This window comes from Amycolatopsis sp. NPDC023774, assembly GCF_040639695.1.
Classification (GTDB): Bacteria; Actinomycetota; Actinomycetes; order Mycobacteriales; family Pseudonocardiaceae; genus Amycolatopsis.
On sequence record NZ_JBFAAJ010000023.1, the window covers coordinates 67,152 to 79,899 of the forward strand.

The window sequence follows — 12,748 nt, forward strand, 5'->3', positions numbered from 1 at the left end:
GAACCTCTGCCGGGCCCTCCACGTAGCTCCTTCGCGGAGTCGGCGTCGCTCTCCGGAGGCAGCGGCTGCACGTCGCGAGACCGGCGCGGCAGCGGGATTCGCACTGTTGCGACCGGACGGTCGCCGATGTCTCGGCGCTCGCCGAGCAGTTGTCGATCTACTTCATCGATGCGGGTGGCTGGGCGGCGGCGAACGGCACGAGCGCCTCGGCACCGTTCGTCGCCGGTCTGATCGCGCGGGCCGGGCACGCGGGTACCACGACGGCCGCCACCCTGTACGCGTCGGCACGCCGGACGGGCTCGCCGGTCTGGAGCGCGAAAACGATTTGCCCGGCGGACGCGAGGGTCGGTAGTGTCCGCTCGACTGCGATTCGGCTCGAGGAGGTGGTACCCGTGTTCAGTGGATCGATGTGGGTGCTCCCCCTCAGTTTCGTGGTCGGGCGGTAGGTGTCGCCGGGAGCGCCATGAGCACTTCCGAAAGGCGGCATGCCATGTACTTCACTTCCGAAACCTCGGCCGACGGTCTCGTCGAACGCGAATTCACCGTCGGCGAGGTCCCCGGCGTCCTGTGGACACCGTTCGCGGGCCCGGGCCCGCTCGTGCTCCTCGGGCACGGCGGTGGCAATCACAAGAAGCACCCGGCCATGACCGGCCGGGGCGGGCTGCTCGTCGCCGCCGGGTTCTCCGTGGCCGTGCTCGACGCACCCGGCCACGGCGACCGGCCCCGCTCGGCGGACGACGACCGCGAGATCGCCGTGATGCAGGAGGCGATGGCGACGGGCGAGCCCGTGGGCCCGATCGTCGAGCGCTACAACGGCGACCTCGCCGCGCGTGCTGTGCCCGAATGGCAGGCGGCGCTCGACGCGTTGCAGGACGAGGTGCCGGGCCCCGTCGGTTACTGGGGCATCAACATGGGCACGGCGATCGGCGTTCCGCTGATCGCGGTCGAACCCCGCATCAAGGCCGCGGCGCTCGGTCAGTTCTGGCCGTCGACACTGGTCGACCTGGCGAAGCGGATCACCATCCCGATCGAGTTCGCCGTGCAGTGGGACGACGAGCACATCCCGCGCGAAGACGCGCTCGCATTGTTCGACGCCTTCGCCTCACCGGAGAAGACGTTGCACGCCAACGCGGGCAAACACAAGCAGCTCCCGCGGTTCGAGGCGGCCAGCGCGGTCCGCTTCTTCAGCCGGCACCTCGGCACGCCGTGACGAGCCAAGCGCGGGAGCCAAGCCACACACCGTCGGCACTCTGGTGGGTGGCCATGACCTCGCGCAACCGGTCGAGTGCGCGCTCGGTCTCGACGTCGCCGAGCTGAGCCAGCGCGTCACTGACCAGGCGCAACGGCCGCACCGCGTCGACGGCGGTACCGGCGTCCGGGCCGTACCACAGCGGTTCGGCGACGTCGGTGAAGCGCAGGTCGGTGAACCCCGCCGTGGCCAGCACCTCGCTGACCACGGCGGGCTCGCCGAGCGAGAACGGACTGTCGTCCGGCACCGCCGGATTTCCGACGGCCCGGCTGATTTCGGACAGCCACTCCTGCTGGTTGCCGCTCTGCCACACGAGCTGCACCAGGCGCGCGCCGGGCCGCAGCGCGCGGCCGAGATGGGTGAACGCGGCCACCGGATCGGCGAAGAACATCGTGCCGAAGCGGCTGAACGCCAGGGTGAACTCAGCGGGCGGAAAGTCGTGCACCTGCGCGTCGGCCTGCTCGAACCGCACATTGGCGACGTCTGCGGCGAGCCGGCGCGCCGCCTCCAGCCGGGCCGCGGAGACGTCGATGCCCAGGGCGCTTCCCCGGATCGCCAGCCGGGCGGCTTCGCACGTCGTCGTGCCGACGCCGCACCCGATGTCGAGCACGGTGTCGTCCGGGCCCACGGCGATGGCCTCGCGCAGCCAAGGCTGGTAGCGGCGCAACTCGGCGTCGTAGTGGAAAGCGGGCGCAGGCATGGCGCCCATCATGCCTGTCACCGACATGCGGCAGGGGAAAGTCGCAGGTAGATTGCGGTTCGTGATCTTGCGGGAAGTTGCTCATGCGTGAGGACGAAGTCCTCGCCCAGCTCACCACACCCCTGGCCGCGCCGGCTTTTCCGGGCGGCACGATCGACGAGCTGGCCAAGGCCCGTGACGAGAAGCAGATCGCCGTGATGAGGGCGCTGGGAACCACGCCGGAACAGGAGCAGCGATGACCGTCACCGACCGGATCCGCGAAGCGCTCGCCAACCCCATCCGTTCCGAGGCCGGCGACCGGTTCGACATCCACGCCGCGCTGGCCGAAGTGCTCGCCGACGCCGGTCTGTCCGAAAAGGACTGCGGTGGCAGCGTCGAGTTCCTCGGCGCGGACCCGATCGTGCCGAGTGCGGTACGGCTGGGCGCGGCGCCGGCGATCGGGCTCGTCGCGAAGTCCGTGGCGCTGGCCGCGTTGTGGCGCCACCGCGGTGGGCCGGGCCAGGACATCAGCATGGACGTGCGCACGGCGCCGCACCGGCTGTGCCCGTTCTACGACAAGAAGTGGGAGCTCATCAACGGCCTGCCGCCGACGAACACAGCCGACCCGGGCAGCCCGTTCACGCTCAAGTTCTACCGCGCCGGGGACGGCCGCTGGGTGATGCCGCTCAACATCTACCCCAAGCTGAAGTCCGCCGGGCTCAAGCTCCTGCGCACCTACGACGACGAGCCCGCCGTGGCCAACGCCGTCGCCCGCTGGAACGCCCGCGACCTGGAGGAGGCCGGCGCCGACGCGGGGCTCGTGATGCCGATGGTGCGCAGCACGGAGGAGTTCCTCGAGACGCGCCAGTACCGCGACGTGCTGGCCGGCTTGCCGTTGATCGAGATCGAGAAGATCGGCGACTCCGATCCCGAACCGCTGCCCGGGGGCGCTCGCCAGCCCCTCGACGGCGTTCGCGCACTCGGGATGGGGCACGTGATCGCCGGCGCCGCCATCGGCCGTGCGCTGGCGCAGCACGGAGCCGACGCGCTCAACCTGTGGCGCCCCACCGAGTGGGAAAACCCGGTGACGTACTCGACGGCGAACGTCGGCGTTCGCTCGTCCACAGTGGACTACCTGCGTGACAAGACGGCGCTGGCGAAGGTACACGAGCTGGTGCGGGGCGCTGATGTGTTCTACGCCAACCGCCGGCCGGGGCTGGTCGCCGGGCTCGGGTTGTCCGCCCAGCGCGCCGCGGAGCTGCGGCCCGGGATCATCCACACGACGGTGTCGCTGCACGGCGAACGTGGGCCGTGGGCGCAGCGCGTGGGTTTCGACCAGACGGCGGGGTGCGTCGCCGGGATGATGACGCTGGAGGGCTCGCCGGACCAGCCTGTGCTGCCGCACATCGGTGTGGTCAACGACTATCTGGTGCCGTGGCTCGCCACCACCGGGATCTGCGCGGCGTTGATGCGCCGGGCAACCGAAGGCGGCAGCTACCGCGTGCACATCTCGCTGACGCGCATCGCGTTGTGGATCATCAGCCTGGGCGTGTTCGACAAGGAATACGCGCGCACGGTCGCCGGCACCGGTGAGCTGCATGCGTACGTCGACCCGGAGACGTTCACGGCCGAGACGCCGCTGGGGCTCTACCAGGGTGTGACCGACCAGGTGCGGATGTCGCAGACGCCGGGTCAGTTCTCGACGATCCTCGTGCCGCTCGGGTCCGGACGCGCCGAGTGGCTGCCGCGGTTAGGGTCGTGATCATGATCCCGGACCTCGTTTCCCGCCTGCGCAAGTCGTTCGCTGCCGGCCGTACCAAGCCGCTGTCGTGGCGGCGCGAGCAGCTCGGCGCGTTGAAGCGGATGCTGCTGGAGCAGGAGGACGACTTCCTCGCCGCCCTGCACGCCGACCTCGCGAAGAACGCCACCGAGGCCCGGCGCACCGAGCTGGTGTTCGTCGTCAACGAGGTCGAAGATACCCTGGAGCACCTTGACGAGTGGCTCGCGCCGCAGCCCGCCGGGCTGCCGGAGCGCCTGCTGCCGGCCGAGGGCCACGTGGTGCGGGAGCCGCTGGGTGTCGCGCTGATCATCGGGCCGTGGAACTACCCGCTGCACCTCGCGCTGGCGCCGCTGGTGGGGGTGCTGGCCGCGGGCAACGCCGCCGTGGTGAAGCCGAGTGAGCTTTCGCCGACGGTGTCGGCCGCCATCGCGCGCCACGTGCCGGCGTACCTCGACCCCGAGGCCGTGGCCGTGGTGGAGGGCGCGATCCCCGAGACGACGGAGCTGCTGGAACAGCACTTCGACCACATCTTCTACACGGGCAACGGCGTCGTCGGGCGGATCGTGATGACGGCCGCGGCGAAGCACCTCACGCCCGTCGCGCTGGAGCTGGGCGGCAAGAGCCCGGTGATCGTGGACACCGACGTCGACCTGTTGGTGGTGGCGCAGCGGATCGTGGACACGAAGTTCATGAACGCCGGCCAGACCTGCGTCGCGCCCGACTACGTGCTCGCGATCGGCGACACGGCGGCGCGCCTCGAACCACTGCTGACGGAGGTGCTGCGGGCGAAGTTCGGCGACGACCCGGCTGCGAGCCCGGACTACGGGCGGATCGTGAACACCCGCCACTTCGACCGACTGTCGAAGCTGCTCGCCAGTGGGCGGGTGGTCACGGGTGGGCAGACCGACCGCGACACCAAGTTCATCGCGCCGACCGTGCTCGCCGAGGTCGCGCCGGACGCGCCCGTGATGGGCGAGGAGATCTTCGGGCCGATCCTGCCGGTGCTGGCTGTTCCGTCTCTGGACGACGCCATCGCTTTCATCACGGGCCGCGACAAACCGCTGGCGCTGTATGCGTTCACGGAGTCCGAAGAGGTCAAACAACGCATCCTCACCGAAACCTCCTCGGGCGCGGTGACGTTCGGCATGCCGGTGCTGCACCTCGTCGCGCCGGAACTCCCGTTCGGCGGCGTCGGCGAGAGCGGCATGGGGCGCTACCACGGGAAGTACTCCATCGACACGTTCAGCAACCTCAAGGCGGTGCTCGACAAGCCACTGTCCTGAGCCCTCGGTGGAACCCGCCGAGGGCGGCTACGATCCTGGATCATGAGCCACCCAGGGGGTCAGCAACCGCAGGGTTATCCGCAAGGTCAGCAGGGGTATCCGGCGCCGGGCCAGCCGCAGCAGGCTTTCGGGCAGCCTGGCCAGCCGCAGCCGGGTTACCCGCAGCAGCAGGTGCAGCCGGGTTACGCGCAGCCGCAAGGGCAACCGGGTCAGCCGGGAGTTCCGCACCAGGGTCAGCCGGGTCAGGCCGGGTACCCGCAGCCCGGCTACCCGCAAGCCCTCCCGCAGCACGGCCGGCCGCAACAGTGGGGCGCGCCGCAGCAGCAGTTCTCCCCGCAGCCGCAGGGCTTTTCCCAGCAGCCGGGCCCGGCAGCCGGCCCGCTGACCCAGCCCGGCCTCGGCGCGATCCCGGCCGGGCTGGGTGTGGTGCTGGAACTCGTCGCCCTCTTCGGCGTCTCGTGGGTCACCTTCACCAACGGCACCCAGTCGGTGACGATGTCCTTCCTCGACCTCGTCAAGGCGGCCGGCGACAACGCGGCCGCCTCCGGCTTCGCGGCGACCTACGTGCGGTTCCTCGCCTTCATCATCACCGCCGCCACCGCCGCGTCGGTGCTGCCCTGGACCCTCGGCGCAATCCGGGCCAAGCGCTCGGCGTTCCTGCTGAGCGGCATCCGCAGCCGTGAACTCACGCGTGCCGACTTCTGGTGGTATCGCACGGTCTTCAGCGGCCGCGCGGCCGTCATGCTGATCTTCCACGCGGCCGGCATCGCCACCCTCTACTGGGGCAACTTCTCCTCACTGGGCCTCGGCCCGATCCTCCTCCTCGTGGGCGCCCTCCTGGTCGTCGCCGGCGCGGTCATGGGCCCACGCCAGGCCCCGGCCATGCCCTGACCCTCCACCGCGGACCGCGGACTAAGCGGCCGCTTCGAAGAACAAGGCGACCATGCGAGCCCCCGGGTCCGTGCCACCGCGGGCATTTTCGCCGCCGTAGCCGGCGCGGCCACGCTTGGCCAGGAGGTGAGAAGCCGACGCGGTGCCCGCGTGCGCGGCGTCGGCGGCGCAGCGGGCAGGGGCTCGGAGCGTTTCGCGTCGCGCAGAGCCGAGGCGGCCCGGGCCATCGCGTCGACCACGGTTTGTGGCCGGCTTCGGCCTTGCCTGCGCAGCATGACCGACGCGACGGTCACCGACAGCGAAACGCTGCGCGCGCAGCTCGACGAGGTCCGCCGCGACGCCGTGGACGGCGAGCAGGAGGAAGCCGTGTTCGGCGAATGCGGCCTGGCCGCTCCGATCTTCGACGCGGCCGACGCGGCCGACGCCGCGATCGGCGCGATCGGCGTGGTGGTGCCGGTGGCCGGACTGGCCGGTGGCCGACGCCGTGCGCACCGCCGTGGCGGAAACCGCCCGCACGATCTCCCGCGAGCTGGGCGCGAGCCGCTGGCCGGTGCCGGTCGGCCCGGCGAACTGAGCCGTCAGCCCGGCGCCAGCACCAGGGTGGTGTGCTGCCCGTTGAGGCCCTCGTTCATCACGAGGGCACACGCCACCACGGTGCCCAGCCAGACGGCCGACACGGCGAGGTCCGGCCGGGGGACCACCGGGTAGAGCACCGGGGTGAACGTGTTCCCGCCGTTGCCGCCCGTGGACGCGTGGACGTGGTTCATGTACCGGATCCCGGTGGTGCGGTCGAGCAGCACCGGGTGCCGGAAGGCCTCCCTCAGGTCGAACCCGCGGCGCTTCTTCTCCGGGCGCGCATCCGCGAACTCCGTCACCTCGACGACGTGGCCGACCGGGATCGGCGCGGGGTAGTTCACCGCGATCGTGCGATTCACACCGGCAGCCTAGCAACCACCGGCCGTTCCGCTGACGGGAAAAAACGCTCCACTGTGGACGCATCCTACGTCTGGTTCCACCGCTTCGTCCGGAAATCGAGTTGCGCACGTCACTGCGTCACGGCGAGTTCGGCCGAAGTTCAGCCACTGCTCATCAACTCCTGGGCGAACGGCTCACCGCGACGGACGAGTGTTCCCCGTGGCTCCCACCCCGAAAGGACCTCGATGACCGAGAACACCGACCAGGGCAACGGTTTCACGCGCAGACGCCTCCTGGGTTCCGCGGCCGCCGCGGGCGGTCTCGCCGCCGCCGCGCTGGCGCTGCCGGCCAACGTCCGCAAGGCGATCGCGTCCCCCGCGCCGAAGAACGGCCGGATCTCCGACCTCAAGCACGTCGTCATGCTGATGCAGGAGAACCGCAGCTTCGACCACTACTACGGCACGCTGTCCGGCGTCCGCGGCTTCGGCGACCCCCACGCCGCGCGCCAGTCGGACGGCCGTTCGGTCTTCTACCAGAAGGATGCGAAGAACCCCAAGGGTTACCTGCTGCCGTACCACCTGGACACGAAGTCGACCGCCGCGCAGGCGATCCCGTCGACGAGTCACGAGTGGGCCGTGCAGCACCAGGCCTGGAACGGCGGCAAGAACGACCAGTGGCTGCCCGCCCACCGCGCCGCCGACGGCGAGACCAACGGCCAGTACACCATGGGCTACTTCACGCGTGAGGACATCCCGTTCCAGTACGCGCTGGCCGACGCGTTCACGATCCTCGACTCCTACCACTGCTCGGTGCTCGGCCCCACGGGCCCGAACCGCCACATGTGGATGGCCGGCACGATCGACGCCGAGGGCGAGTTCGGTGGCCCGTCGCTCACCACGAGCGCGCCCAACGGCCAGTACTCGTTCAAGACCTACCCCGAGCGCCTCACCGAGGCCGGCGTGAGCTGGAAGATCTACCACGCTCCGGGTTCGACGACCGGGCTCGCCTCGATCGCGCACATCGCCCAGTACTTCAACGCGAAGCCAGGCGACGACCTGTTCGAGAAGGCGATGAACCCGCAGCCGCTCGGCCAGTTCGAGTACGACGCGGCCCACGACCAGCTGCCCACCGTGAGCTGGATCCTGCCGCCCAGCGCCTACGACGAGCACCCGGCCAACCTGCCGGCCGCAGGTGCGACCTTCGTCGCCGGCAAGATCGACGCCATCGCGGCCAACCCCGACGTGTGGGCCAAGACGGCGTTCATCCTGTCCTACGACGAGAACGACGGCCTGTTCGACCACGTCGTGCCGCCGACCCCGAAGCCCGGCACCCCGGGTGAATTCGTGTTCACGAAGTCGGTGACCGGTGTCGACGGCGCCGGCCTGCCCACCGGCCTCGGCTTTCGCGTGCCGTGCATCATCGTGTCGCCGTGGACCGTCGGTGGCTGGGTGTGCTCGGAGCTGTCCGACCACACCTCGCAGCTGCGGCTGCTGGAGCACGTGACCGGCGTGCGCGAAACCAACATCACCGACTGGCGCCGTCGCACCGTGGGCGACCTCACCTCGGCGTTCCGCTTCCACGACGCCACCAGGCGCGCGCCGACGCTGCCCGACACCACGGGCCAGTACAACCTCGCGCAGTACGAGGTCAGCCAGTTCAAGCTGCCGCCCATCCCGACCACGCAGCAGAGCTTCCCCCACCAGGAGCCCGGCCACCGGCCGAAGACCTCCTGACCTCGGCGTTCGTCACCCGTCCGTCCATTCGCGACGGACGGGTGACGGCGCACGCGGCTCTCGGCTGATAGGATCGCGGGGAACGTGCAGGACGAGTTTCCAGGGAGCTGACCACCGCGATGGTGGCTGAGGACGACATCTCCGGGTGATCCGGCGACGACAGCGGTGCGCTCGGTGGGTTTCGAAACCACAGCGACACCGCACCTTGTCGTCTCCTCCTGAAACCCTGCCCTGTCGTTCTCCGGGCGGCTCACGCACGCCCGCTCCACGCTGAGAGTTCTGCGATGTCCAAAACCTCCGTCGTCTGTTCCGGCCTGTCCTTTTCCTGGACCGACGGCACCCCCGTCTTCGAAGAACTGTCCTTCACGCTCGGCCCGGGTCGCACCGGTCTCGTCGCGCCCAACGGCGCCGGCAAGAGCACCCTGCTCAAGCTCATCGCCGGGGAGCTCCACCCGCTCGCCGGTTCGGTGACCGCCGACGGCGTGCTCGGCTACCTGCCGCAGACGCTGCCGCTGACCGGTGAGCCGACCGTGGCCGAGGTGCTGGAGATCGCGCCGACCGTGCGCGCGCTCGCGGCCATCGAAGGCGGTGACGCGAGCGAAGAGCACTTCGCGACAGTCGGCAGCGACTGGGACATCGAAGAGCGCGCCCGCGCGGTGCTCGACCGGCTCGGGCTCGGCGACGTCGCGCTCGACCGCCGGCTCGGCACCCTCAGTGGCGGCCAGATCGTGTCGCTCGGTCTCGCCGCGCAGCTGCTGAAACAGCCCGACGTGCTGCTGCTCGACGAGCCCACCAACAACCTCGACCGCGCCTCGCGACGCCGTCTGCACTCCGTGCTCGGCGACTGGAAGGGCACGCTGGTGCTGGTCAGCCACGACCGGGACCTGCTCGACCGCATGGACCGGATCGCGGAGCTGGACCACGGTTCGCTGCGGATGTTCGGCGGCAGCTTCACGGAGTACGAGGCCGCGAAGAAGGCCGCGCGTGAGGTCGCGGAGAAGAACGTGCGCGCGGCCGAGCAAGAGGTCAAGCGCGAGAAACGCGAGCTTCAGCAGGCGCGCGACCGCGCGGCGCGGCGGGCTTCCGCCGGCGCCCGCACCGGCTCCGACATTCCGCGCATCGCGCTCGGCAACATCAAGCGGCGCGCGGAATCGTCGGCCGGCAAGGCCAACGACATGCACGCGCAGCGGCTCGGTGCCGCCAAGGCCCGCCTCGACGAGGCCGACCGCGCCGCCCGCGAGGACGACACGATCGTGCTGGAGCTGCCTGACACCGCTGTGCCGGCCGGGCGCACGGTGTGCCACGGCGAGCGCCTGCGCGTGCGCGAGCTCTTCGCCGGCGAGGGTGCGACGCTGGCGATCCGCGGACCGGAGCGGATCGCGTTGATCGGCGCCAACGGGGTCGGCAAGTCGACATTGCTGCGCCTTGTCGCGGGCCTGCGCGAACCCGACAGTGGGCTCCTGACCAGGGCCGACGGCCGCGTCGCGTACCTCTCGCAGCGCCTCGACCTGCTCGACGACGACGGCACCGTCGCGGAGAACCTGCGCGCGGCCGCGCCGCAGCTGCCCGAGGCCGACCTGATGAACCTGCTCGCACGCTTCCTCTTCCGCGGGCCGCGGGCGCACCTGCCGGTCGGCGTGCTCTCCGGTGGCGAACGGCTGCGGGCGACGCTGGTGTGCGTGCTGTGCGCGGAGCCGGCGCCGCAGCTGCTCCTGCTCGACGAGCCCACGAACAACCTTGACCTCGCGAGCGTGGAGCAGCTCACCGGCGCGCTCAACGCGTACCAGGGCGCGTTCGTGGTCGTGAGCCACGACGACCGCTTCCTCGCCGAGCTGGGCATCGGCCGCTGGCTCACGCTGGCCGAGGGCAAGCTGACGGAAACGGGGCCGCCGCCGGATTTCTGACAAATGTCATGGGCGGTTGATGCGCCGGCTCACTGCTGCGAGCCGGCGCGCTCGCCCAGCATGGGTGGAGAACGAGGGGAGACTCCGCTCAGTCCGGAAAGGACAGTCATGAACGCCGGATCCGCCGCCGTGTCGCACGAAAACCTCAACCACCCGCGGAGCCTCTCGGCCTTCCGCGCCATGAGACTGCTCGTCATCGTCTACCTCACGCTCAGCGTGCTCACCGTCGGAGCAGTGATCCTGCTGCGGAACAACTCCGCGATGGTCACCGACGCCGTGTGGGTGCGGACGGTGATCGTCGTGGCCAGCGCCCTGCTCACGTTGTCCTTCACCCTCCGCACGAGCAAGGGCTCGCGCCGCGCCTACTTGCGGCTGCGGTTGGTCACCGCGATCATGCTGGTGGCGCTGATCGTCATCGCGGCGCTGCCCGGCGCGTTCCCGGTGTGGCTGCGAGCCGAGCAAAGCGTGTGCGCGCTGCTCCTGCTGGGCGTGGTGCTGATCGTCAACGGGCGGCACGTCCGCTCGTTGTTCGCGCGGGCCTGAGCCGGATCCCGGTAGCGTGCCCGACGTGGACGACAACGCCGATCGCTGGGTGCTCGGGCGGCGCCGGTTCGTTCTCGACGCCGGCATGCTCGTGTACCCGGCGGTGACCGTGGCCGGCCTGGTGCCGCGCGGCGGCACCACCGCGGTGGTGGGCTGCGTGCTCGTGGGGTTGTTCAGCTGCTGCTACGTGGCGGCCACGATCGCGGCGGACCGCGTGGCCCCGCGGGCGTTCTGGTGGTCACTGGGCGCGCAGGCGGTGCTGTTCCTCGCCGTGGTGCCCTTCGCGCAGGCCGACGCGTTTTTCCTGGCCGCGGTCGTCGTGGCGTTTCTGATGCGGCTGCTGCGCGGCAGAGTGGCGGTGGTGGTGCTCCTGGGGGCCGGGCTGGCGGCGATCGTGGTGCCGCCGGCCGTGCGGCCGTGGCACTCCGGGCCGGCGTGGGCACAGGCCATCGCGCTCGTGTTCACCGCGCTGATGGTCTACGCCTTCTCCGAGGCAGTCCGTACCAATCGCGCGCTGGTCGAGGCTCGCGCGGAAGTCGAGCGGCTCGCGGCCGAAGCCGAGCGCGCCCGCATCGCCCGCGACCTGCACGACCTGCTCGGCCACTCGCTCACCGCGATCACGGTGAAGAGCAATCTCGCCCGCCGGCTCGGAGAGACCGACGTGGAACGCGCGTTCGAGGAGATCGGCGAGGTCGAACGCCTCTCCCGGCAGGCGCTCACGGATGTGCGCGCGGCCGTGTCGGGCAGCACCGAGGTGACGCTCGCCGGGGAGCTGGCCCGGGGACGGGAACTGCTGCGCGCCGCGGGCGTCACGGCCGACCTGCCCACCGCGTCGGACGTGGTCGACGGTGCCCACCAGGAGCTGTTCGGCTGGGTCGTGCGGGAGGGGCTGACCAACGTCGCGCGCCACGCCCGCGCCACGAGCTGCACCGTCAGGATTTCGGCTTCGGAGGTGGAAGTGCGCGACGACGGGGTGGGTGCGGTGGCTTCTCCTGGCAACGGCCTGGACGGGTTGCGCTCGCGCGTCGCCGAGGCCGGCGGCCGGATGGAAGCCGGGCCGGTGCAGCCGCGGGGGTGGCGGCTGTGCGTGTCGGTGCGTGCTCCGCGTCCGAAGAACGGAGCGCCGGCATGACGATCCGCCTGCTGCTCGCCGACGACCAGGCCTTGGTGCGCCAGGCGTTGTGCGCCCTGCTGGAGCTGGAGGACGACTTCGCGGTCGTCGCGTCGGTCGGCCGCGGTGACCAGGTCGTGGACGCGGCGCTGGCGGAGCAGCCGGACGTCGCCTTGCTGGACATCGAGATGCCCGGCCTCGACGGACTGGCCGCGGCGGCCGTGCTCACCAAGAAATTGCCAGGCTGTCGCGTGGTCATCCTGACCACGTTCGGGCGCGCGGGCTACCTGCGGCGCGCGATGGAGGCGGGTGCCGTCGGGTTCGTGGTGAAGGACGCGCCGGCCGAGACGCTGGCCGATGCGATCCGCCGCGTGGTCGCCGGTGAGCGCGTGGTCGATCCGGCGCTGGCCGTCGCGACGCTGGCGGCGGGGGAGTCGCCGCTCACGGCGCGCGAGCGCGACGTGCTGATCGCCGCCCGGTCCGGGGCGTCGGTGGCCGAGATCGCCGCCACGCTGTACCTGTCGGAGGGCACGGTGCGCAACTACCTGTCGGCGGTGATCGCCAAAACGGGGACACGCAACCGGATGGAGGCGCTGCGGGTCGCCGACGAGCGCGGCTGGCTCTGACGTCCCCCGCCGTGGGTACCCACGGTGTGGCGAG

Annotated in this window: 14 protein-coding genes and 1 pseudogene; 12 read left to right on the top strand and 3 right to left on the bottom strand. The window is 70.9% G+C overall.

Features of this window, described 5'->3' with window-relative positions:
- Window positions 1-149: 149 nt before the first annotated feature.
- Together AB0F91_RS34200 and AB0F91_RS34205 are read left to right on the top strand one after the other, a co-directional pair.
- The gene (locus AB0F91_RS34200; protein ID WP_360604335.1) at window positions 150-446 is read left to right on the top strand and encodes a hypothetical protein; all 297 of its coding nucleotides are present in this window, start codon (window positions 150-152) and stop codon (window positions 444-446) included.
- A gap of 17 nt (window positions 447-463) precedes the next feature.
- The gene (locus tag AB0F91_RS34205) at window positions 464-1,210 is read left to right on the top strand and encodes an alpha/beta hydrolase (RefSeq protein WP_360604337.1); all 747 of its coding nucleotides are present in this window, start codon (window positions 464-466) and stop codon (window positions 1,208-1,210) included.
- On the opposite strand, the gene AB0F91_RS34210 is transcribed toward AB0F91_RS34205, so the two are convergent.
- Window positions 1,185-1,949 carry a methyltransferase domain-containing protein gene (locus AB0F91_RS34210; RefSeq protein ID WP_360604339.1) on the bottom strand — a complete coding sequence of 255 codons (765 nt, stop codon included), beginning with the start codon at window positions 1,947-1,949 and terminating at the stop codon, window positions 1,185-1,187. The two genes, AB0F91_RS34205 and AB0F91_RS34210, sit on opposite strands and share 26 nt — an antisense overlap.
- Before the next feature lie 83 nt (window positions 1,950-2,032).
- Between AB0F91_RS34210 and AB0F91_RS34215 the strand changes: the two genes are divergently transcribed.
- Genes AB0F91_RS34215 through AB0F91_RS34230 form a run of 4 tightly spaced genes read left to right on the top strand, consistent with a single transcriptional unit; the run spans window position 2,033 to window position 5,882 of the window.
- A complete protein-coding gene (locus AB0F91_RS34215; RefSeq protein ID WP_360604341.1) occupies window positions 2,033-2,188 on the top strand; it encodes a hypothetical protein in 156 nt (51 codons plus the stop codon).
- Window positions 2,185-3,690 (top strand): CoA transferase, encoded by a 1,506-nt coding sequence (locus tag AB0F91_RS34220; protein ID WP_360604343.1) that lies wholly within the window; start codon window positions 2,185-2,187, stop codon window positions 3,688-3,690. The genes AB0F91_RS34215 and AB0F91_RS34220 overlap by 4 nt, the downstream gene beginning before the upstream one ends.
- A gap of 2 nt (window positions 3,691-3,692) precedes the next feature.
- Complete coding sequence (locus AB0F91_RS34225; protein WP_360604345.1) at window positions 3,693-4,991, top strand: aldehyde dehydrogenase family protein; 1,299 nt, start codon at window positions 3,693-3,695, stop codon at window positions 4,989-4,991.
- Between the two features lie 42 nt (window positions 4,992-5,033).
- Entirely contained in the window at window positions 5,034-5,882 is an 849-nt protein-coding gene (locus AB0F91_RS34230) for a hypothetical protein (protein WP_360604347.1), read from the top strand.
- 21 nt (window positions 5,883-5,903) lie between these two features.
- Here AB0F91_RS34230 and AB0F91_RS34235 read toward each other — a convergent pair whose 3' ends face one another.
- Window positions 5,904-6,200, bottom strand: a complete 297-nt coding sequence (locus tag AB0F91_RS34235; RefSeq protein ID WP_360604464.1) for a DAK2 domain-containing protein — start codon at window positions 6,198-6,200, stop codon at window positions 5,904-5,906.
- Between AB0F91_RS34235 and AB0F91_RS34240 the strand changes: the two are divergent.
- Window positions 6,156-6,281 (top strand): annotated as a pseudogene (locus AB0F91_RS34240) (IclR family transcriptional regulator C-terminal domain-containing protein); the annotation flags it as partial. The gene AB0F91_RS34235 and the pseudogene AB0F91_RS34240 sit on opposite strands and share 45 nt — an antisense overlap.
- A gap of 179 nt (window positions 6,282-6,460) precedes the next feature.
- Here AB0F91_RS34240 and AB0F91_RS34245 read toward each other — a convergent pair.
- Window positions 6,461-6,817, bottom strand: coding sequence for a hypothetical protein (locus AB0F91_RS34245; RefSeq protein WP_360604349.1), 357 nt, complete (start codon window positions 6,815-6,817; stop codon window positions 6,461-6,463).
- 225 nt (window positions 6,818-7,042) lie between these two features.
- On the opposite strand from AB0F91_RS34245, the gene AB0F91_RS34250 reads away from it, so the two are divergent.
- The 5 genes from AB0F91_RS34250 (at window position 7,043) to AB0F91_RS34270 (ending at window position 12,714) form a co-directional block, all read left to right on the top strand.
- A complete protein-coding gene (locus AB0F91_RS34250) occupies window positions 7,043-8,530 on the top strand; it encodes an alkaline phosphatase family protein (RefSeq protein ID WP_360604351.1) in 1,488 nt (495 codons plus the stop codon).
- Between the two features lie 284 nt (window positions 8,531-8,814).
- Entirely contained in the window at window positions 8,815-10,434 is a 1,620-nt protein-coding gene (locus tag AB0F91_RS34255) for an ABC-F family ATP-binding cassette domain-containing protein (RefSeq protein WP_360604353.1), read from the top strand.
- Between the two features lie 108 nt (window positions 10,435-10,542).
- Window positions 10,543-10,977, top strand: coding sequence for a hypothetical protein (locus AB0F91_RS34260; protein WP_360604355.1), 435 nt, complete (start codon window positions 10,543-10,545; stop codon window positions 10,975-10,977).
- A gap of 25 nt (window positions 10,978-11,002) precedes the next feature.
- Window positions 11,003-12,109 (top strand): histidine kinase, encoded by a 1,107-nt coding sequence (locus AB0F91_RS34265; RefSeq protein WP_360604357.1) that lies wholly within the window; start codon window positions 11,003-11,005, stop codon window positions 12,107-12,109.
- Window positions 12,106-12,714 carry a response regulator transcription factor gene (locus AB0F91_RS34270; protein ID WP_360604359.1) on the top strand — a complete coding sequence of 203 codons (609 nt, stop codon included), beginning with the start codon at window positions 12,106-12,108 and terminating at the stop codon, window positions 12,712-12,714. Before AB0F91_RS34265 ends, AB0F91_RS34270 begins: the two co-directional genes overlap by 4 nt.
- Window positions 12,715-12,748: the final 34 nt, after the last annotated feature.

Coding starts and splice junctions, on each gene's coding strand:
- AB0F91_RS34270 (WP_360604359.1), top strand. CDS start 12,106: ATGACGATCCGCCTGCTGCTCGCCGACGACCAGGCCTTGGTGCGCCAG.
- AB0F91_RS34255 (WP_360604353.1), top strand. CDS start 8,815: ATGTCCAAAACCTCCGTCGTCTGTTCCGGCCTGTCCTTTTCCTGGACC.
- AB0F91_RS34230 (WP_360604347.1), top strand. CDS start 5,034: ATGAGCCACCCAGGGGGTCAGCAACCGCAGGGTTATCCGCAAGGTCAG.
- AB0F91_RS34220 (WP_360604343.1), top strand. CDS start 2,185: ATGACCGTCACCGACCGGATCCGCGAAGCGCTCGCCAACCCCATCCGT.
- AB0F91_RS34250 (WP_360604351.1), top strand. CDS start 7,043: ATGACCGAGAACACCGACCAGGGCAACGGTTTCACGCGCAGACGCCTC.
- AB0F91_RS34205 (WP_360604337.1), top strand. CDS start 464: ATGAGCACTTCCGAAAGGCGGCATGCCATGTACTTCACTTCCGAAACC.
- AB0F91_RS34210 (WP_360604339.1), bottom strand. CDS start 1,949: ATGCCTGCGCCCGCTTTCCACTACGACGCCGAGTTGCGCCGCTACCAG.
- AB0F91_RS34260 (WP_360604355.1), top strand. CDS start 10,543: ATGAACGCCGGATCCGCCGCCGTGTCGCACGAAAACCTCAACCACCCG.
- AB0F91_RS34225 (WP_360604345.1), top strand. CDS start 3,693: ATGATCCCGGACCTCGTTTCCCGCCTGCGCAAGTCGTTCGCTGCCGGC.
- AB0F91_RS34215 (WP_360604341.1), top strand. CDS start 2,033: ATGCGTGAGGACGAAGTCCTCGCCCAGCTCACCACACCCCTGGCCGCG.